Genomic DNA, 17,395 nt, shown 5'->3' with positions numbered 1-17,395 from the left:
TGGGCAAACATTTTGGCAGGGCACCCACCAGGGGAGCCCCTACGGGGTTATAGATTGGGAACTAAAGGTTACGCGTTAAGGGCTGTTGGCGTTTAAGCTGAGTATTGCGTATTAGTAAATCCTTTGAGCAAAATCGACGGCTATGAGCAGTCCAGATCTGACCAATAGCTATACGGCTTCTGACACCGCTATTCCTAAACTTGGCCTATTCACGATGCTACGGCTGGGCATTTTCAATATGGGGCTTGGCATTATGTCATTGCTCACACTGGGGGTGCTGAATCGCGTCATGATTACTGAGCTGAGTATGCCTCCCTTGATTGCGGCGGGTGCGATCGCAGTCCATCAATTTATGGCCCCAGCCCGTGTATGGATCGGTCAGATGTCCGACTCTAAGCCACTTTTTGGCTACCATCGCAGCGGTTACATATGGTTGGGCATTGTTTCCATGGCGGTGATGGCCTTTGGCGCTGTCCAAATTGTTTGGCAAATTGGTAGTCGCATTGAAACTGCAGGCTGGACTATTGATGTCTATCCTTGGGTTGGCCTACTAGCCTTGATCTTTGCCCTTTATGGTTTGGCCTTAGCCTCCACGTCTACCCCCTTCACAGCCTTATTGGTGGATGTGTCGGATGAAAAAACCCAGTCTAAGCTAGTGGGAATCGGCTGGGGTATGTTGATGGTGGGCATCGTCTCAGGCGTAATCATCACCAACATTGTCCTCAGATTTTTAGGTGATGCCCCCACACTTGATGCACTACGGAGCCCGATTAATCGGTTGTTTATCATTGCGCCTGCCATTGTCTGTGGGATTGCGATTATTAGTACCTTTGGCATTGAGAAAAAATATTCACGCTTGAAAGAACGCACACGTCAGCGAGACGATCAGATTACGTTTGGAGCGGCTTTAAAGGTGTTAACCGCCAGCCGTCAGACTGGGTTGTTCTTTGTATTTTTGCTCGTACTCAGTCTCAGTCTGTTTATGCAGGATGCCGTCTTGGAGCCCTACGGCGGGCAGATTTTTGGTATGTCAATTGCCGAAACTACCCAGCTCAATGCTTACTTTGGCATGGGTACTCTGTTTGGCATTGTCGCAACTGGCTTTTGGTTGGCTCCTCGACTGGGTAAAAAGCGCACCATTAAATTTGGCTGTTGGTGGGCTGCCTTTTGCTTAATTCTGTTAATTGTCTTTGGTACCACGGGGAATCCTCAACAGCTGATGTTAGGTGTGGGTTTATTTGGCTTGGCTTCTGGGGTTTTAACGACAGGTTCAATCTTGCTGATGTTGGACTTAACCGTAACAGAAGTAGCTGGTACCTTTATTGGTGCTTGGGGGTTAGCCCAGGCCATTGCCCGAGGCACGGCTACAGTGCTAGGTGGCAGCTTACTTTCCTTAGGCAAACGTATTGTTGAAACTATTGCGGGTGGCCCAGTGCCTGAATCGCAGCTGCTGCCTGCCTATGGTTTGGTTTTTGGTACGCAGGCAGTTGGTATGTTAGTTGCGGTAGCCATTGTCAGTCGTGTGAACATTCGCGAGTTTCAGACCACTGCAAAGAGTGCGATCGCAACCGCCCTAGAAAGTGATATGGACTAACCCCATGACCCCAGACTGGCAGCACATTCTCACCATCGCTGAAACTGCAACCACCGTTGTCGGTGCGCAGTTACTCAAAGATTTTGGTAAGGCTACAGCAGAAGAAAAAGCCGACGGCAGTCTGGTAACCCAATCAGACAAGTGGGCTGATGGTGAACTGCGGCGACGGTTACAAAAAGAGTTACCAGAGCATGGTGTACTGAGCGAAGAGGGCACCCATATTTTTCCTGAACAGGACTTTTGCTGGATTATTGACCCCATCGATGGCACCACAAACTTCACCCGTGGTGTGCCTCTGTGGGGAATTTCCTTAGGCCTGTTATACAAAGGCACACCAGTTTTTGGCCATGTGTACATTCCAACGCTGGATCAGCGGTTCCATGGGTTCTTTATGGGCACCTCCGGTCTGGAGGGACCCAGTGGTGCTTTTCTCGATGGCGAACCTATTCATACATCGTCAGACAATGTTGCAGGTAGTCAATTCTTCAGCCTCTGTGCCCGCAGCCTCAAAATATTACAAAACCCCTTCCCCTGCAAAATTCGCATGCTGGGCGTAGCCACCTATAACTTACTGACCGTAGCCGCAGGCATTAGCTTAGGGGCAGTAGAAGCCACACCCAAAATTTGGGATATCGCCGCTGTCTGGGCCATCACTCAAGCGGCTGGCGCAGCCTGGACTCCCTTAGAGGACATAGATATTTTTCCTTTAAAGATTGGTCAAAACTATGGCAATCGTCCATTTCCTACATTACTAAGCGCCCGACAAGAGCTAACAGAACTCTTTAAACCATTAGTAAATGTGATCCGACAGTAAGTTTTAAGGCGAGACTTTTGAAAGAGTTATTGCAGCTCACCTGCCATAGTCAAGCCATTTTGATTCTTTTATGATTTATTCGATGATATTCAATCTAATTTGGAGTAGTTGGTACTACTAGTCCATGCCCCTCTATGGAAATCAATCCTGAAGCACTCGATCCACCATCTCGCTACAAATTGCTGATTGGGACAGTGGTGCCCCGACCTATTGCTTTTGTTTCCAGCATCTCAACCACCGGAAAAACAAATTTAGCGCCCTTTTCCTATTTCAATGCAGTGGGACATAACCCTCTGGCATTAGCCTTTAGCGTTGCCCCAAAGTCAGACGGTTCGGCAAAAGACACGTTGCGCAATGTACGTCCTGTCTCTGAAGGTGGTGTGGGTGAGTATGTAATCAACTTGGCAGTAGCGCCGTACATTCGTCAGGTGGCTGAGGCATCAGAACCGCTACCCTATGGTGATTCTGAGTTTGACCATATTGACCTGACAACAGTTCCTAGCCAGGTGGTGAAAGCGCCAAGGGTTGCAGAATCTCCTGTTGCATTTGAATGTCGCACTATGCAAATTGTGCCGATTGGGACGTTTAATTTAGTCATTGGCCAGGTAGTCCATTGGTTTGTACGTGATGACTTGATAGATGAGAACCATCACGTTGATACTCAAAAGTTGGCTCCCATTGGGCGCATGGCTGGGAATAATTATTGCTATACAGAACGACAATTCACTATTCCAAATGGTTTAGCCAATTAATTTTCTCTCCTGACATAAGGCTAAACAGCTTCATAATGCATCAAAGAGTTATCTAAACCTCCAATATTTGAGCTATTGTGCAATATGAATAAACTCTTGAATTATTTTCTCACTATTCAGGGCTTTTTCTATGTAAGGCTTCTTAAATGTCACACTCTATCGTAAAGCAAGCTATTCCTATTGAATTACTTGAGCAGATTCGTAGTAATGAAAAGCTACAAATATTGATTAAGGAGATATGGAGCTATGGAAGTGGCATGTTTTTATGGTTCAATGCACTTCCCACGTCCGATCCTGACTATTTCCGAGAACCAACAATAGATGTATTTATTCAAGACTATGAAGAGGACTACGAAGCATTCAACGGTAGCGAAGACAAGCGTCTATTTCCTTTTACACCTGGAAAAGATTTAAACACATACTGTGATCTTCTAGAACAACTTTTGGAACAATTTAAAGCAGAGGATCCACTTCTCGCACAGAGAAAGATTTACTTTGGCACACGAATTGACAGACTAGTTCATTCATGCCTTTTGAAGGTCTTGGAAATAAAATTTCCTTTAAATACTCAACTAGCTGACTTGGCTATTTGGGGAGGTGAGCACATAAATTCAAGTAATCTACGTTATCTCACCTCAGGACAAGTGAAGGAAATTGCACAGATCCTTTGCAAAATCAGAGTAGATGAACTACTTCATCACTTTGATACTTCGGTATATGCTCCAGAGGACTGGCTTGAAGACTGTCGTAAAGCTAGTCAAGAATTCAAAAGATGTTTCGCAGAAGCAGCTGAGAAAGAGCAGGTTATCCTCGCTACAATAATCTGAATTAAAAATTTACTCATGCCTGAGGGGAATGAGCGCTAAATTTTGACGACTATTCAAGTCTTAGAAGGATTGACCTAATTCTGATCCCCCAGGTACGACCCACATACCAAGTGACCATCAAAAAGTGTCAACGCTCATGTCATCTTGAAAGATGCAATAAGATAAAAGCATTGGCATTTTAATTAGCCAAACCTGTTTGCTATGGCATTTATTAATCCTAAGACGGACTTTGCCTTCAAAAAAATCTTTGGTTCTGAAGAACACAAGGACATCCTCATGAGTTTCCTAAACGGGATGGTTTACGAAGGCAACGATATAGTTCAGGATCTAACCATTCTTAACCCCTACCAGGCACCTCGGATTCGTGGCGTTAAAGACACTTATCTGGACGTGAAAGCCCAACTCCACGATGGCAGCACCGTCATTATTGAGATGCAGGTATTAAATCTAGAAGGATTTGAAAAACGTATTCTTTACAATGCCGCTAAAGCCTACTCCATCCAACTGAATAAGGGTCATGACTATGCATTGCTCAATCCGGTAATTGCCTTGACAATTACCGACTTTGTCATGTTTCCAGAATTTGAGGGCTGGCTCTCCCGTTTTATCCTCAAGGAAAAAAACTTTTTATTCGACTATCCCATTCACGATCTGGAACTGGTCTTCGGGGAATTGCCCAAGTTCGACCGTGCCTTAGACGAATTGCACAGTCTTACCGATCAATGGGCCTATTTTCTCAACCATGCCCGTGAGCTAGAGACCATCCCAGAGTCCCTGCGGGTGGTGACTGCCATCAAAGAGGCATTTAATGTAGCAAATCAAGCCAACCTTACTCGTGAGGAGTTGGATGATTTAGAACACCAAGAAATGTTTATTCAGGATCAGCGTGGCGCCATTGTTAAAGCCTCTAAACAGGCTCTAGAGCAGGGTCTCCAACAGGGAATGGAACGGGGACAGCAACAAACACAATTGGATATTGCTCGAAGGCTGCTACCAATGTTGGACGATGATGCTATTAGCCAAACAACAGGTTTGTTAATCGAGGAAATTCAGCAGTTACGGCAAGAATAAGGGCAAAGAAGCAGTTCACGCTTAATCTTGTCGCTAATACTGCCCCAAACAAACCTAAACTATCTCTAGTCAATAGTACCTGTTTCTAGAGCAGTTTCCAGATTTTTGCGAAGCAGAGACAACTGTTCCTGAAGAGCCTCCAGATTGCTCGAAGTAAGACCTGTAGCGTTAATAATGCAGCCAGGGATCTCGAGCACATCTTGCTTGAGGGTTTTTCCTACCTGGGTCAGATAAATGAGCACCTTGCGTTCATCCTTCGGATCCCGCTGTCGGGTGACGTAACCCATTTTTTCCAACCGCTTTAGCAAGGGCGTTAGCGTATTCGATGCCAAAAACAACCTTTCTCCCAATTCTCTAACAGCTTGTCCATCTTTTTCCCATAACACCACCATCACAATGTACTGAGGATAGGTAAGCCCAATCTTATCGAGCAATGGCTTATAGGCACGATTCATAGCGTGGTTGGCAGCATAGAGTGCAAAGCACAGGAAATCGTCAAACTGAAGAAATTCACTAGGGTGGGAAATCGAGTCAACCATGACTTCTTATCACAAAGAGCATAAATAGACGGCCTTACCAGGGGCACCAGCTATCTTCCAATCATAGCAACACGCGAATTAATCGCGCACGATTGACTTTTCAAGAACACTTGCTATCATTAAATCGTGCGCGATTAATTCGCACACGATTTATTTTGTGTTAAAGCTTTACATTCTGAAAACTAGAGGCAATTACCATGGAAGAAATTACATTGGTTCCGAGTAATTCTTTGATTACTGATACGCCTGAGGAGGGACGGCAGTTAGCTGTTAAAATGGCGCGGCTCATTATTAAAATGACGCAGCCAGATGCAGCCGAGAGAGATAAATTGCGAAATGTCTATGCGTCGGATGCCATGATGCTAATCGCTGTGGGGCAGACCGTTGCGACTGAGTTTGCAACTGTTGCTGCGGCTAACAATTATTGGCAGAAATCTTAGCAAATATAAATAGCCTGCTCTGAAGATGCCTATGTGTAGAGCAGGCTGTTTGTAAGTATTGAGGCTGGAAGCCTACTTTTGATTATGGTCTAGCAATTTATAGCCTGTTGTGTTGTGGGGATGTCCGCTAAGCGACACTGAGGGCCGATTGTAAGACAGATTCAAACAGGGCTAATCCATCGGTTCCACCGAGTCTAGTATCTGCCGCTCGCTCTGGATGGGGCATCATGCCAAGCACGTTACCGGTTTTGTTACAAATACCAGCAATGTTGTTGAGGGATCCGTTGGGGTTATTGTTGTTGTCAACAGTGCCATCTGAGCTACTGTAGCGGAAAACAACTTGTTGATTATCTTCTAGAGACTTTAGGGTATCTGTATCAGCATAATAACAACCTTCACCATGGGCGATGGGAATCGTCACGACCTGCCCCTGGGTGTAGTTGCTGGTCCAAGTCAGAGCAGTGCGCTCTACTTTTAGAGGAGTGCGATCGCAAATAAACCGCATATCTCGATTCCGCATTAGGGCACCGGGCAACAGTCCCACCTCAGTCAAAATCTGGAAGCCGTTACAAATGCCCAAAACCAAACCGCCTTTATTGGCAAAGTCCACAGCAGACCGCATCGCCGGAGAAAACTGGGCGACAGCACCACACCGCAGATAGTCACCATAGCTAAAGCCACCGGGGATCACCACCACATCTATATCACCTAAATCGCTATCTTCATGCCAGATGCGATGGGTGGGACGCTTAAGAATATCGCGGGTGACGTAAACAACGTCGCGATCACAATTAGAACCGGGAAATGTAATGACACCAAATTTCATGGGACCAAAAATAGGTGGGGAATGGGTTGGGGAATGGGCTGGGGGCCTAAATGTTGAATGGTGGGCAGTGTTCACCCTACGGAGTATCGAATATTAGGCGGTCGCCATCGTCTGTAATTCAATCCGATAATTCTCAATCACCGGATTTGCCAAAAGCTGATCACACATGCGATCCAATTGCTCGTTCGCAGCCTCTTCACTATCCGCCGTCAGCGAAACCTCTATATATTTCCCAATGCGGACCTGCGTCACATTGTCATATCCCATGTGCTCTAATCCAGAGCGCACCGCCGTACCCGCCGGGTCCAGCACCGAAGGACGAAGAGTCACATACACTTGAGCCTGATAAGTCTGCGCCACAATGTCAATCCAGAAGTAGACAAATTTAATACTATCGCACCCCTGGTATCACGTCGCCAGCAGGTCTACCCTAAGCACGGTACTACGATCTAAGCTAATAGAACACATTCCTTAAATCCCATGGCTATTCGTCGGACCCGTAACCAGGAGCGCATCCTGGAAGCACTACAAAATCAGGAGCAAGCCATATCTGCTCAGGATCTGCATGGTGTGATGCGACAAGATGGTAGCCGCATTGGTCTGGCCACCGTTTATCGAGCCCTCGAAGCATTGAAACTAGATGGCACGGTTCAAGTACGGACATTATCTAATGGGGAATCGCTCTACAGTCTGACCCATGAAGATCGTCACCACCTGACCTGCCTCCGCTGTGGTGCATCGCTACCCATCGAAGAGTGTCCAGTCCATGAGCTGGAGAAGCACCTCAACGATTCCCATCATTTCCGCATTTTTTACCACACATTAGAGTTCTTCGGACTCTGCGCTAAATGCCAAGCGGCCTCAGGTTAAGGGGTTCCAGCTAAACTTGGGATCACTAGCTTGCCCATATTGCCCATCTTTTTACTCCCGATCAGTTTGGGGCAGCCTCTAGGCTACTGCTGCTGTAAATCTCCCACAATGGATTTCATGCCTTCTAATGTGGCAGGAATCGCGCGGGGGTCCATAAACATGACTTTACTGCTATCGCTAGCGCCAATTTTGCTACCGACATCTAGATAGCCCTGGGCCAGCAAAAACTGTAGCGCTTCGCGGGCGGCGGGATCGCTTTTTAGTTTTTGAGTTAGCACTTGCACAGCTTCTGCCGTGGCCTGAGCCCGCAGAACACTTTCTTGCCGGTCGGCCTGAGCCTTAAGCACAATGCTCTTTTGCGCTGCTTCTGCTTCCAGAATTGCTGCTTTTTTGCGCGCTTCAGCGGCTAAAACTTCTGCTTCCGCTTGGCCTTGAGCTGCGTTCACCGCTGACTCACGCTCACCTTCCGATGTCAGTACAGCGGCACGTTTGCGGCGTTCGGCAGCCATCTGTAGTTCCATGGAATCTTGCACAGCCTTAGACGGCACAATATCTCGTAGTTCTACACGAGTTACCTTGACGCCCCAGGGATCAGTGGAAATATCCAGCTCCCGCAGCAAGGTCTCATTAATGTCGGCACGGGCAGTAAATGTTTCGTCTAGCTCTAGTTGGCCCATTTCTGCCCGAATTTGGGTAAGCACCAGGTTGACCATGGCCGCTTGTAGATTTTCAACTTTGTAGTAGGCCTTTTCTAAATCGACAATCCGCCAATAAACAACGGCATCTACGCTAATAGAAACGTTGTCGCGGGTAATGCATTGCTGAGGGGGGACATCGAGCACTTTTTCGCGAATGGTTTGCTTATAAACCATCTTGTCGATAAAGGGCACGGTGAAATTTAAGCCAGGCTGGAGCTTTTTGCCGTTATATCGGCCCAGGCTTTCTACTAGGGCTTCATCTCCTTGATTAACAATACGGACTGAGCCAGCGGCCATGGAACCGCCAAGAGCCAACATAATCAGAAGTACAAGTTGTTCCATGATGTGTGTCTTTCTAAAAAATATTTTGGGATATTTTTGTAGGGGCGTCGCAGGCAATGCCCCCTACAACCGTCTCTACAAGAGGGCGCTTTCGGGCATGACAATTAGCGTATTCCCCTGACGACCAACGACAATGACGGTTTGATTGGTCGCGATCGCAACATCTTGATCACTACAGCATGCAGGCCATGAATTCCCCTCATATATCACGCGTCCACTTTGACCTGCTGGGATCGATGTAATCGTTCTTGCTTCTGTTGAATCCATGAGCGCAGGGGGTTGTCGCCGTGGAGAAAACCGTCGCAGTGCCCAGAACAGCAGCATTGAAAGCACCATCCACAGTGCCACCTGCCAGCTAAATGCAATGGGCAGCAGCATCACTAGCACCCCCACGGCAATGGCACTCACCCCTAAAGCAGATTCTAAAAATGCCGTTGGAATCATTAATTCCATAACACAGAGTGCTACGCCAAGCAGAATCCAAAAAATCGCCAAGCTCATTGGTATTTCACGTTTTAGCTATCTCAAGGGTAATCCAGCCAGATCCAGATCGGCAGAGATGTTAAAGAACTCCTCATTGTTAAAGAATTCCTCATTTGAGCGCTTTGCGACTACCATTAACCTAATCTTTTTCCCTTTGTAGTTCTAAACCGCGTCCAGGTTGAAGCCTATGGTTTCTTTAGGTAAAAATTCCAATTCTGGACATGGCAAATGTTTATATCGGCAAAATCGCTGGCTGACATGACTCAAATGGACGTCTACCCATTTAAAAAATACGTTCTAGCCCTGGGACCTGGGCGTGATGTGCCACCTGGCCAAAGCGTAAATGAACGCTATTGGGTGCTTAGTCCAGGTATATGGCATGATACCCAAGCTCCAGAGCCTCCAGACCATCCAGAAACTGTTTCAGCGGCGGCTTTACCCTACCTGCGAGCCTATCCTCACCAGTTGCACTTACCAACGGTTTATGGAGAATGCAAGCTGATTGATGGCCCTGTATTACTGCTCGATAATGCCCCGATTGATCGTCATGGCAGGCTGATGCCCACCCTAGGTACAGCCTGGGCTGGAACCACACCATTTCGCCAAGTTTATTGGTGCTGGCAGCTATTTAATCTGTGGCCCCACTTATTTGGCATGAATATGGCGGCTAGCTTGACAGCCCCTGAAGCTATCCATGTTGATGGCTGGCGCATACGGTTAAGTAATTTGATTCCGGGGCAACCACCTCTTCAAAATCTGGCGAATTTGATTGCGGCGCTGCTGTCTAAGTCAGTACCGGCAGTTGCCAATAATCTCCGACCCGTTTTAGAGCAGTGCGATGGGTCTCAGCCAAATTTTGATCGCATCCTTGAGCAACTTAATCGAGTTCTACTGAGCCAGGCAATGGATATGTCGCTAGCGACTCAGGTAGCGGGTAGCACCAGCAGTGGCCAACTGCCCCACAATGAAGATGCCTGCTACCCTAGCAAGGTGGAACTAGAGCGGTCTAGCCCTGCTGATTTGCCTAGCTTGCCTCGGATTGCCGTGGTCTGCGATGGAGTCGGTGGTCATGCGGGTGGCGAAATTGCTAGCCAAACCGTGGTGCGATCGCTCCAGCTACAGTTCAGGGGGCTGCTGACAGAAATTGCTGAACAAGAAGAACCTCTGCCTCCCTATGTGGTGATGGGCCAGATTGAAGCCGCCATTAGGGTTGCCAATAACTTGGTCGCTAGCCAAAACGATAGCCAAGGGCGAACCGAACGGCAGCGCATGGGCACCACCCTGGTAGCCGCCCTGATGATTCCCCAACGCATTCCCACACCGCAGGGCTACGAAGAAGTGAACGAGCTCTATATTGCCCACGTGGGTGATAGTCGCGCCTATTGGATCACCCCCGAAGCCTGTCATTTACTTACGGTAGATGACGATGTGGCAGGACGTGAAATCACATCCGGCAAAAGCTACCCCGCTGCTGCCTATGCCCACACTGATGCCGGTGCTCTCACCCAAGCTCTAGGCACCCGCGAGGCCGATAGCCTCAAACCCCATGTGGAACGTTTTATCTTGGATGAAACCGGTGTTTTGTTACTGTGCTCCGATGGCCTCAGCGACAATCATCGCGTAGAAACATCATGGGCTAACTATATCGGCCTGATTGTGAAAAATATTGTGCCGTTACCCACTGCCGTAGAGTCTTGGGTGGAATTAGCCAATCAAAAGAATGGGCATGACAATGTTGCCGTTGTGCTCATGAGTTGCACCATGACAGGTGATACGGTCATTATTGACGACCCGATCACACCTCCATCCATAACAACCCAACAGGACATAAGCTATCCCACAGAGCTGACTGCGGCGTCTAAAGCCCTACTGTATGGGGAGAGTGAGGAGCCCACAGAAATGGAGACACCGACTGAAGAGAAACCGCGAAGATCCTTACAAGCTCTGGTTTTGAGCATTTTGCTCTTGATTGCTGTCAGTGTAGCTGGTGTAGCCGGAGTTTTAGTTTGGCAAAATCTACGCCCTGCTGCCATCCCGGATGACCCCCAACAGGAACCCATCACGGCACCCGATTCTTAATCCGATGCTTAGCAACCTACCCAAGGATAGAGCTAAGACTACCCGACTTTAACAACTACTGAGTTGTTAAAGCTACATGGAGGGTGCTATCTTATGAGAAAATAATTCTCAACTTAATGAACAGTGTGGTTCGCAATGCGATCACACGTTTTTTCTTTTTTGGGATTATTGCATGTCTATGAAAGCTGGCGATCGCGTACGGGTTTCCACTCCTGTTGTTCTGTTTCACCATCCTCAACACCGAAATCAACCTCACAATGCTGAGGGCATGGAAGGAGTCATCAAAGAAGTCTTAACTGACTGGAAAGGACGCCCCATTAGCCCTAACTTTCCAGTCGTGGTTGAATTTGCCATTGAAGGTGCCAAAAGACCGTTCAAAGCTCACCTGTCATCAGCAGAATTAGAAGTACTCTAGCATCTCCCTCAACAGTTACCGCTTAGGCTAGCTGAGCCGTTGGCTAACACTTTAATGGTATGTCAGCATCCTACTCTCTAGCCAAACCATCCTCTCTTAACTCCAACAGTCTCCTCAGGTACGACTACGACAAAACCAACTAAAGAAAGGGATATCGTTTTTCATTGCAGCGAGCTCTGTACGATGTTTTTCAGCCGTGTCGTAGTACCACTGGCAATAGGCTTCAAAGTCATCACGGTATCTAACCTCCTGACGAAACTCGTAGGCAATTTGTTGTAGTTGAATCGATTCACCAACATTCGTTGCGGGAGGTTCTAAAGAACGTTTGAACATACTCGAGCTAGTCAGAAAGTTAAGGTGGAGGTCAACGTTTAACCTTGCATAGTCTGAAAATCATGTGGGGAAACAGGTGCTACTCACCTCACTATAACCAGCCCCTCAGACGATAGATGCCGAGTCCTATATATTCCTTAAGAGCTCTTGTAAAAAAGTGAAGGGCTTCGGTGTCGGGCAAGACATTGAGAAATGTCCCTGGGGAAATTCCTCGCATCTGATCCAGAGATTCCTGAGCAACCCAATAGTCAGTAGGAGCTGGCGTCACATCAAACCCCTGCTTCTCAAAAATTGCGACAGACCTGGGCATATGGATAGCTGAAGTCACTAGTAAAATGTTGGTGATCTTTTTCTGGCGCAGGATTTTCGCTGTTTCTACGGCATTTTGGTACGTATTTAAGGATACATTCTCTAGCACAATACTGCGTTCAGGCACGCCCATTGTTTTCGCGATCGCAGCCATATCCTGAGCTTCTGAACCACCCTCATTACCTTGCCAAGAGACACGACCACCGCTAAACAAAATCGAGGGAGCCACCCCCTCTTTATAGAGCTTGACACCATACAAAATACGGTCACCTGCTTCTAAAACTTCGACCCAAGGACGAGGTGGGGACTGAGCGCGGGTACTCCCACCTAGAACTACAATCACTTCAGCGGCGGGTACAGGGTCTAAGGGCAAGTATTGCCATTCTAGGGTTTTGACAAAGGTGACCGCAATTAAAGGATTACTGCTGCAAAAAAGGATGAGTAAGGCGGTTGCGATCGCAAATAAAGACCGGCGAGGAAACTTCCATAGCGAAACTAGAGCTATCAATAGGAGCAAACAGCTCAATCCCAACGGATAAATCAGTAAAGGAAGGAACTTCGATAAAAAGAAAAACATAGTAGTAGTCCATCAAGGGTCAATTGTTGAGTAGATGGAATCACCGAATTAAAAAATGTAATAGCCATCATGCTACCCACCGTCTATCAACTTTTTTAAACTTGATGGATATTAGCGCTGCCGCCGCCGCAAATGACGCCGCTCACCGCGCCAGCGCAATTTAGGTAACTGCAACATGGGAGACAAGGTCTGCCCATCTGCTTTAGGCATAGGCTCTCCTCCTGGTGCATACCACCAGGCAGACACTAAGCCACCTGCAAAACCACCCACAGCCCCGAACAAAATACTGACCGTTACTGGATACCCTAACAACACAAAGACCAATAGAAAGACCAGCCAAATCCGCAACGCAGCTGGCACAATCAAATCGGTCATGTCATTAATAATTTTTTTTCCTTGAGGCGTTTTCATATCCGTCGTAAAACAGGGCTGAATAGTTAACGCCTATACTATACTGGCTGCCATTAAAAAGCCCGGTTTCTTTAAAACCCCCGACTTCTTAGAGAAATCAGAGGTTTTAATAGCTGTGCTAAAAATTAAGCTTATTGAGCCAAGAAACTAATGTGATAAATCTCACTTTTCCAAGGATGATTTTGCACTTCTTGCAAAACGACTTTGCCGTTCCAAGGCATATCAGTCACATTCAGGCTCAACTCCACTTTCTGCCCCTTAGCATTACGTATCAGCGCTTCAACTTCACGGGTATTTGCCTTGAGGGATACCGAGTTAGTGCCATCGTGGCCATAAAGTACAGCCGGCATCACACCTGCGCGACGTAAAGCCCCAGGTTTTTCATTATCTGCACGCTTACTACAGTCGAGAGTCAGTTCCATTATAATTATCCGATCGATGAAAAAAGAAATTGTTGTCCGTCCAACTTTTTAGGCAGCCAGTCAGCCTACAATCGAGTTTGCACTGGCCTCAAACCTTTGCGATACGGCATCTGCCCAGTAACACCGTAATTTAGAGCTTTATCATCCTAGCGTTTGGGGGCCAATGATCATAATCTAAGCCACCTTAAATGCGCCACCGTTCTCATAGAGCAGGGCACGCTTTGGACCATGGATTGGATCTTCCACAATAATTGTCTGATCGCGGCTAGCACCCAACGACACAATGGCAATGGGAACTTCCATCAGCTTGGCCAAAAACTCTAGATAATCAAGAGCCTGTGAAGGCAGGTCCTCTAGTTTACGACAGTTCGCTGTGGATTGTTTCCAACCTGGCATCACCTCATAAACCGGCTTACACCGAGCAAACTGACTAGCACTACCCGGCAAATCATGGCAGCGTTCACCATCTAACTCATAGGCAACGCAAACCTTAATTTCATCCAGCTCATCTAAAACATCCAGCTTGGTAATGGCCAAACAGTCTAAGCCATTAATCCGGACAGCATAACGACCAATCACAGCGTCAAACCAGCCGCAGCGACGCTGTCGACCCGTCGTCGTACCAAACTCGGCCCCACGCATACAAAGAGCATTGCCCATTTCATCCAATAGCTCAGTGGGGAAGGGTCCTTCACCTACACGAGTTGTATACGCCTTGGCAACACCAATCACGCGATCAATAGCAGTTGGGCCAATACCGGAACCAATACATGCACCACCGGCAACTGGGTTGGATGATGTCACATAGGGATAAGTACCGTGGTCGAGATCTAGAAGAGTTCCCTGAGCCCCTTCAAACAGTACATTTTTACGCTTTGTCAATGCATCGTATATGTGCAAAGAGCTATCAACCACATGGGGGCGTAATCGCTCAGCGTAAACCTCATACTCCTGGAATACTTCCTCTGCATCGAGAGGTGGAAGATTATAGAGCTTTTCTAGAACAATATTTTTGTAGCTAATTGTCCAATCTAACTGATCGCGAAAAGCTGACAAATCCATTAGATCGCAAATGCGAATCCCTGTGCGCTCTGACTTGTCCGCGTAGGTGGGACCGATACCACGCTTTGTAGTGCCGATCTTCTTACTCCCTCGACGTTCCTCAGAAGCCTGATCAATCAGCCGATGATAAGGCATGGTCACATGGGCAGTTTCAGAAATAAAGAGATTTTTACTGGAAACTCCCAGGCCATCTAACTTATCAAGTTCAGCTATCAACTCCTTAGGGTCGATAACTGTACCACTACCGATCAAACACTCCGTATCACGGTACAAGATGCCTGATGGGATCAAGTGCAGCTTAAAGGTCTGATCTTTTACAACAACAGTGTGTCCTGCATTGACACCACCTTGATAACGGACAACCACATCTGCTGATTTACTAAGCAAATCAGTGATTTTTCCTTTACCTTCATCGCCCCACTGGGCACCAATTACAATAACGTTTGCCAAGGGAATCTCGCGCGTTAGAGTTCAAACAAATCACAATTATGATGAGGCAAGGTAGCTAGTGTCAACAAATGCAACATAAACCTTGGTCGTAGTAAAAAAATAAATTCCGCTAACTTGCGCGCTACTTTCTCAAACCCCAAAGGTTAACTAAAGTTTAAGCTCATCAGGGTTTTGAAGTTTTTTTTAGGCAAAAAATTAAATCCTGAGGTAAAACTTAATTTAATAGGCATTTCACACTTTTTTAATTTTTGTTTCAACGTTGTAATTTTTGATCCCCGCGTAATTTTGAAAGGGTCGTGGGGTTGTCGTTGCTCTCGCGACATTAAGCAATTAATTTTTTTCACCAATCCACCCAATACATTGAGACATCATGAGTCTTTATGCAGAACTCCATCGCCATCTGGGGGGCTCTGTCGTACCCAGAATCCTGTGGCGCTACTTTCAGAGAAACCGTCCTGATTTAGCTGAGCGGTTTCAAAATTATGCCGAGTTTGAGCAATTCTACATTCAACCCAAGGACTCTCTAGAAGAGTATTTGGAGCTACATACCCTCGTAGAAAGTGTTCAAACTCGCGAAGCACTGCCTTACTTTATCTATCGTCTAATTCGAGGAGCCTACATCTTCGAAAACCTGGCTTATCTTGAATTGCGCTATACGCCGTTTTATCGCACACCCCACAGCATGAGCGAGCGGGAGCGCATGGACATGATGGCGGAGATCGTTGAGATCGTTGGTCGTGCCAGTGAACAAACCGAGTATCCAGTCGTGACTCGGCAAATTCTATGTATGCACTCCCGTTTGCCCTACGAAATTAATCGAGCCACCGTTGATCTGGCAGCACAGTACCCAGACTATGTCTGTGCCATTGACATTGCGGGTGGAGATGCAGCCTATCGAGAAAAGCTGGATGAGATTGTGCAGCTATATCGCTATGCTCAATCGTTGGGGATCAAGACAACGGGACACCTCTATGAAACGTCCAATGGCTGCTATCCAGAGCTGTTGCCCTATCTGATGAGGATTGGCCATGGTATTCAGATCCCGCTACATTATCCAGAACTGCTCAAGGATGTAGCTGCGCGGGGACAATGCTTAGAAGTCTGTCCGACGACCTACTGGCAAACGGGTACCCTCGATGAAATTAGTCAGCTGAAAGAGGTCTTTAGCCGCTGCTTTGACGCAGGTGTGGATATTGCAATTTGTACGGACAACGCTGGGTTGCACAATGTGCGACTGCCCTTTGAGTATGAAAACCTGCTAACTCAGGACGTCATTGGTTTCGATGGCCTGCGAGCATGTCAAGAAGCTGCGTTTCGTCATGCTTTTGCCTGGCCCCACCAAAAGCAGCCAGCGTCTATGCTATCGGATATGATGCAAGGCCGTGCAGCCGTCCGATAGCGGTTTTACGGAAAGGGAGATTTGGCCTTGAATTTTGAGTTTTAAGTATTGAATTTTGAGTTGATGTCCTGGGCTTGCCAGAAAAATCTCAAAAGGATCAAACTTAAAACTCAAAATTCAAAATTCAAAACTACCTAACAATCCTAGATAATAGGTAGGCTTTGTTGAAACCTACGAAAAATCACCCTCTTTCTATATCCATGCGTACCTTATACTGCGGTCAGCTGCGGGCCGAGCATATCGATAAGACTGTTACCCTGTATGGCTGGGTGGATCGCCGCCGTGACCATGGTGGTGTGATTTTTCTAGATTTGCGCGATCGCGATGGTGTTGTGCAAATTGTCAGCGATCCCGAACGTACCCCGGCCTCCTATCCAGCGGCTGATCAGGTACGTAATGAGTATGTCGTGAAAATTGAAGGCCGGGTTAGCCAGCGTCCACCCGAGTCATTGAACCCTAACTTGCCAACGGGGCAGGTAGAAATTTACGCCGATAGCATTGAACTCCTCAGCGCCGTGCGTAAGCAACTGCCGTTTCAAATTTCAACGGCGGAAGAGGAAAATGTGCGTGAGGAACTGCGGTTAAAGTACCGCTATTTAGATTTGCGACGAGAGCGCATGAGTCGTAATATCCGCTTGCGTCATGAGGTCATGAAAGCGATTCGTCGTTTTCTTGAAGACCA

At 47.1% G+C, this 17,395-nt stretch carries 21 protein-coding genes; 11 read left to right on the top strand and 10 right to left on the bottom strand.

Translation table 11 applies throughout. The annotated features are described in order from the left end of the window. Nucleotides 1-142 precede the first annotated feature (142 nt). The 5 genes from DXZ20_RS34105 to DXZ20_RS34085 all read left to right on the top strand — a co-directional run bounded on the left by DXZ20_RS34105 (nucleotide 143) and on the right by DXZ20_RS34085 (nucleotide 5,058). Nucleotides 143-1,594, top strand: a complete 1,452-nt coding sequence (locus DXZ20_RS34105; protein ID WP_163703023.1) for a BCD family MFS transporter — start codon at nucleotides 143-145, stop codon at nucleotides 1,592-1,594. Nucleotides 1,595-1,598: 4 nt separating this feature from the next. Further along, a complete protein-coding gene (locus DXZ20_RS34100; RefSeq protein WP_163703022.1) occupies nucleotides 1,599-2,408 on the top strand; it encodes an inositol monophosphatase family protein in 810 nt (269 codons plus the stop codon). A gap of 134 nt (nucleotides 2,409-2,542) precedes the next feature. Next, entirely contained in the window at nucleotides 2,543-3,160 is a 618-nt protein-coding gene (locus DXZ20_RS34095; RefSeq protein WP_163703021.1) for a flavin reductase family protein, read from the top strand. Between the two features lie 146 nt (nucleotides 3,161-3,306). After that, the gene (locus tag DXZ20_RS34090; RefSeq protein ID WP_163703020.1) at nucleotides 3,307-3,987 is read left to right on the top strand and encodes a DUF1877 family protein; all 681 of its coding nucleotides are present in this window, start codon (nucleotides 3,307-3,309) and stop codon (nucleotides 3,985-3,987) included. Nucleotides 3,988-4,188: 201 nt separating this feature from the next. Further along, a complete protein-coding gene (locus tag DXZ20_RS34085; protein ID WP_163703019.1) occupies nucleotides 4,189-5,058 on the top strand; it encodes an Rpn family recombination-promoting nuclease/putative transposase in 870 nt (289 codons plus the stop codon). 65 nt (nucleotides 5,059-5,123) lie between these two features. Here the strand turns inward: DXZ20_RS34085 and DXZ20_RS34080 are convergent, their stop codons facing one another. Continuing rightward, entirely contained in the window at nucleotides 5,124-5,597 is a 474-nt protein-coding gene (locus DXZ20_RS34080; RefSeq protein ID WP_163703018.1) for a MarR family winged helix-turn-helix transcriptional regulator, read from the bottom strand. Nucleotides 5,598-5,794: 197 nt separating this feature from the next. Here DXZ20_RS34080 and DXZ20_RS34075 point away from each other — a divergent pair, with 197 nt between their 5' ends. Continuing rightward, complete coding sequence (locus DXZ20_RS34075; protein WP_163663383.1) at nucleotides 5,795-6,037, top strand: hexameric tyrosine-coordinated heme protein; 243 nt, start codon at nucleotides 5,795-5,797, stop codon at nucleotides 6,035-6,037. Nucleotides 6,038-6,164: 127 nt separating this feature from the next. Here DXZ20_RS34075 and purQ read toward each other — a convergent pair whose 3' ends face one another. After that, nucleotides 6,165-6,863 (bottom strand): phosphoribosylformylglycinamidine synthase subunit PurQ, encoded by a 699-nt coding sequence (purQ, locus tag DXZ20_RS34070; protein WP_163663385.1) that lies wholly within the window; start codon nucleotides 6,861-6,863, stop codon nucleotides 6,165-6,167. Nucleotides 6,864-6,956: 93 nt separating this feature from the next. Then, nucleotides 6,957-7,223, bottom strand: a complete 267-nt coding sequence (gene purS, locus DXZ20_RS34065) for a phosphoribosylformylglycinamidine synthase subunit PurS (RefSeq protein WP_006518270.1) — start codon at nucleotides 7,221-7,223, stop codon at nucleotides 6,957-6,959. 120 nt (nucleotides 7,224-7,343) lie between these two features. On the opposite strand from purS, the gene DXZ20_RS34060 reads away from it, so the two are divergent. Next, entirely contained in the window at nucleotides 7,344-7,733 is a 390-nt protein-coding gene (locus DXZ20_RS34060; RefSeq protein WP_163663387.1) for a Fur family transcriptional regulator, read from the top strand. An 83-nt stretch (nucleotides 7,734-7,816) separates the two neighbouring features. On the opposite strand, the gene DXZ20_RS34055 is transcribed toward DXZ20_RS34060, so the two are convergent. Continuing rightward, on the bottom strand, nucleotides 7,817-8,773 hold the full coding sequence (locus DXZ20_RS34055) for an SPFH domain-containing protein (RefSeq protein WP_163663389.1): 957 nt from the start codon (nucleotides 8,771-8,773) through the stop codon (nucleotides 7,817-7,819). A gap of 75 nt (nucleotides 8,774-8,848) precedes the next feature. Next, complete coding sequence (locus DXZ20_RS34050; RefSeq protein ID WP_250566025.1) at nucleotides 8,849-9,226, bottom strand: NfeD family protein; 378 nt, start codon at nucleotides 9,224-9,226, stop codon at nucleotides 8,849-8,851. A 258-nt stretch (nucleotides 9,227-9,484) separates the two neighbouring features. Between DXZ20_RS34050 and DXZ20_RS34045 the strand changes: the two genes are divergently transcribed. After that, a complete protein-coding gene (locus DXZ20_RS34045) occupies nucleotides 9,485-11,335 on the top strand; it encodes a PP2C family protein-serine/threonine phosphatase (protein ID WP_163703016.1) in 1,851 nt (616 codons plus the stop codon). A gap of 172 nt (nucleotides 11,336-11,507) precedes the next feature. After that, complete coding sequence (locus DXZ20_RS34040; RefSeq protein WP_006518275.1) at nucleotides 11,508-11,750, top strand: ferredoxin-thioredoxin reductase variable chain; 243 nt, start codon at nucleotides 11,508-11,510, stop codon at nucleotides 11,748-11,750. A 114-nt stretch (nucleotides 11,751-11,864) separates the two neighbouring features. Here the strand turns inward: DXZ20_RS34040 and DXZ20_RS34035 are convergent, their stop codons facing one another. The 5 genes from DXZ20_RS34035 to DXZ20_RS34015 form a co-directional block, all read right to left on the bottom strand. After that, entirely contained in the window at nucleotides 11,865-12,083 is a 219-nt protein-coding gene (locus tag DXZ20_RS34035) for a hypothetical protein (protein WP_163663395.1), read from the bottom strand. A 91-nt stretch (nucleotides 12,084-12,174) separates the two neighbouring features. Then, nucleotides 12,175-12,969, bottom strand: coding sequence for a YdcF family protein (locus DXZ20_RS34030; RefSeq protein ID WP_163663397.1), 795 nt, complete (start codon nucleotides 12,967-12,969; stop codon nucleotides 12,175-12,177). A gap of 111 nt (nucleotides 12,970-13,080) precedes the next feature. Next, on the bottom strand, nucleotides 13,081-13,380 hold the full coding sequence (locus DXZ20_RS34025; protein WP_163663399.1) for a hypothetical protein: 300 nt from the start codon (nucleotides 13,378-13,380) through the stop codon (nucleotides 13,081-13,083). Between the two features lie 131 nt (nucleotides 13,381-13,511). Then, on the bottom strand, nucleotides 13,512-13,802 hold the full coding sequence (gene rplY / locus DXZ20_RS34020) for a 50S ribosomal protein L25 (RefSeq protein WP_163663401.1): 291 nt from the start codon (nucleotides 13,800-13,802) through the stop codon (nucleotides 13,512-13,514). Between the two features lie 174 nt (nucleotides 13,803-13,976). Continuing rightward, the gene (locus DXZ20_RS34015; RefSeq protein WP_163663403.1) at nucleotides 13,977-15,314 is read right to left on the bottom strand and encodes an adenylosuccinate synthase; all 1,338 of its coding nucleotides are present in this window, start codon (nucleotides 15,312-15,314) and stop codon (nucleotides 13,977-13,979) included. Nucleotides 15,315-15,684: 370 nt separating this feature from the next. On the opposite strand from DXZ20_RS34015, the gene DXZ20_RS34010 reads away from it, so the two are divergent. Continuing rightward, complete coding sequence (locus DXZ20_RS34010; RefSeq protein WP_006518281.1) at nucleotides 15,685-16,713, top strand: adenosine deaminase; 1,029 nt, start codon at nucleotides 15,685-15,687, stop codon at nucleotides 16,711-16,713. A 200-nt stretch (nucleotides 16,714-16,913) separates the two neighbouring features. Beyond that, a partial coding sequence (locus tag DXZ20_RS34005; RefSeq protein ID WP_250566024.1) for an OB-fold nucleic acid binding domain-containing protein occupies nucleotides 16,914-17,395 on the top strand: 482 nt, incomplete at its 3' end.

This window comes from Adonisia turfae CCMR0081 (genome assembly GCF_011009555.1).
GTDB lineage: Bacteria > Cyanobacteriota > Cyanobacteriia > Phormidesmidales > Phormidesmidaceae > Leptothoe > Leptothoe turfae.
This window is presented reverse-complemented; position numbering and strand designations above follow the sequence as displayed.

Excerpts from the sequence above, each read along its gene's own strand:
- DXZ20_RS34040 (WP_006518275.1), top strand. The coding sequence starts at position 11,508 with ATGTCTATGAAAGCTGGCGATCGCGTACGGGTTTCCACTCCTGTTGTT.
- DXZ20_RS34060 (WP_163663387.1), top strand. The coding sequence starts at position 7,344 with ATGGCTATTCGTCGGACCCGTAACCAGGAGCGCATCCTGGAAGCACTA.
- DXZ20_RS34050 (WP_250566025.1), bottom strand. The coding sequence starts at position 9,226 with ATGGAATTAATGATTCCAACGGCATTTTTAGAATCTGCTTTAGGGGTG.
- DXZ20_RS34090 (WP_163703020.1), top strand. The coding sequence starts at position 3,307 with ATGTCACACTCTATCGTAAAGCAAGCTATTCCTATTGAATTACTTGAG.
- DXZ20_RS34080 (WP_163703018.1), bottom strand. The coding sequence starts at position 5,597 with ATGGTTGACTCGATTTCCCACCCTAGTGAATTTCTTCAGTTTGACGAT.
- DXZ20_RS34030 (WP_163663397.1), bottom strand. The coding sequence starts at position 12,969 with ATGTTTTTCTTTTTATCGAAGTTCCTTCCTTTACTGATTTATCCGTTG.
- rplY (WP_163663401.1), bottom strand. The coding sequence starts at position 13,802 with ATGGAACTGACTCTCGACTGTAGTAAGCGTGCAGATAATGAAAAACCT.
- DXZ20_RS34055 (WP_163663389.1), bottom strand. The coding sequence starts at position 8,773 with ATGGAACAACTTGTACTTCTGATTATGTTGGCTCTTGGCGGTTCCATG.
- DXZ20_RS34025 (WP_163663399.1), bottom strand. The coding sequence starts at position 13,380 with ATGAAAACGCCTCAAGGAAAAAAAATTATTAATGACATGACCGATTTG.
- DXZ20_RS34035 (WP_163663395.1), bottom strand. The coding sequence starts at position 12,083 with ATGTTCAAACGTTCTTTAGAACCTCCCGCAACGAATGTTGGTGAATCG.
- DXZ20_RS34095 (WP_163703021.1), top strand. The coding sequence starts at position 2,543 with ATGGAAATCAATCCTGAAGCACTCGATCCACCATCTCGCTACAAATTG.
- DXZ20_RS34010 (WP_006518281.1), top strand. The coding sequence starts at position 15,685 with ATGAGTCTTTATGCAGAACTCCATCGCCATCTGGGGGGCTCTGTCGTA.
- DXZ20_RS34105 (WP_163703023.1), top strand. The coding sequence starts at position 143 with ATGAGCAGTCCAGATCTGACCAATAGCTATACGGCTTCTGACACCGCT.
- DXZ20_RS34075 (WP_163663383.1), top strand. The coding sequence starts at position 5,795 with ATGGAAGAAATTACATTGGTTCCGAGTAATTCTTTGATTACTGATACG.
- DXZ20_RS34045 (WP_163703016.1), top strand. The coding sequence starts at position 9,485 with ATGTTTATATCGGCAAAATCGCTGGCTGACATGACTCAAATGGACGTC.
- DXZ20_RS34085 (WP_163703019.1), top strand. The coding sequence starts at position 4,189 with ATGGCATTTATTAATCCTAAGACGGACTTTGCCTTCAAAAAAATCTTT.
- purQ (WP_163663385.1), bottom strand. The coding sequence starts at position 6,863 with ATGAAATTTGGTGTCATTACATTTCCCGGTTCTAATTGTGATCGCGAC.
- DXZ20_RS34100 (WP_163703022.1), top strand. The coding sequence starts at position 1,599 with ATGACCCCAGACTGGCAGCACATTCTCACCATCGCTGAAACTGCAACC.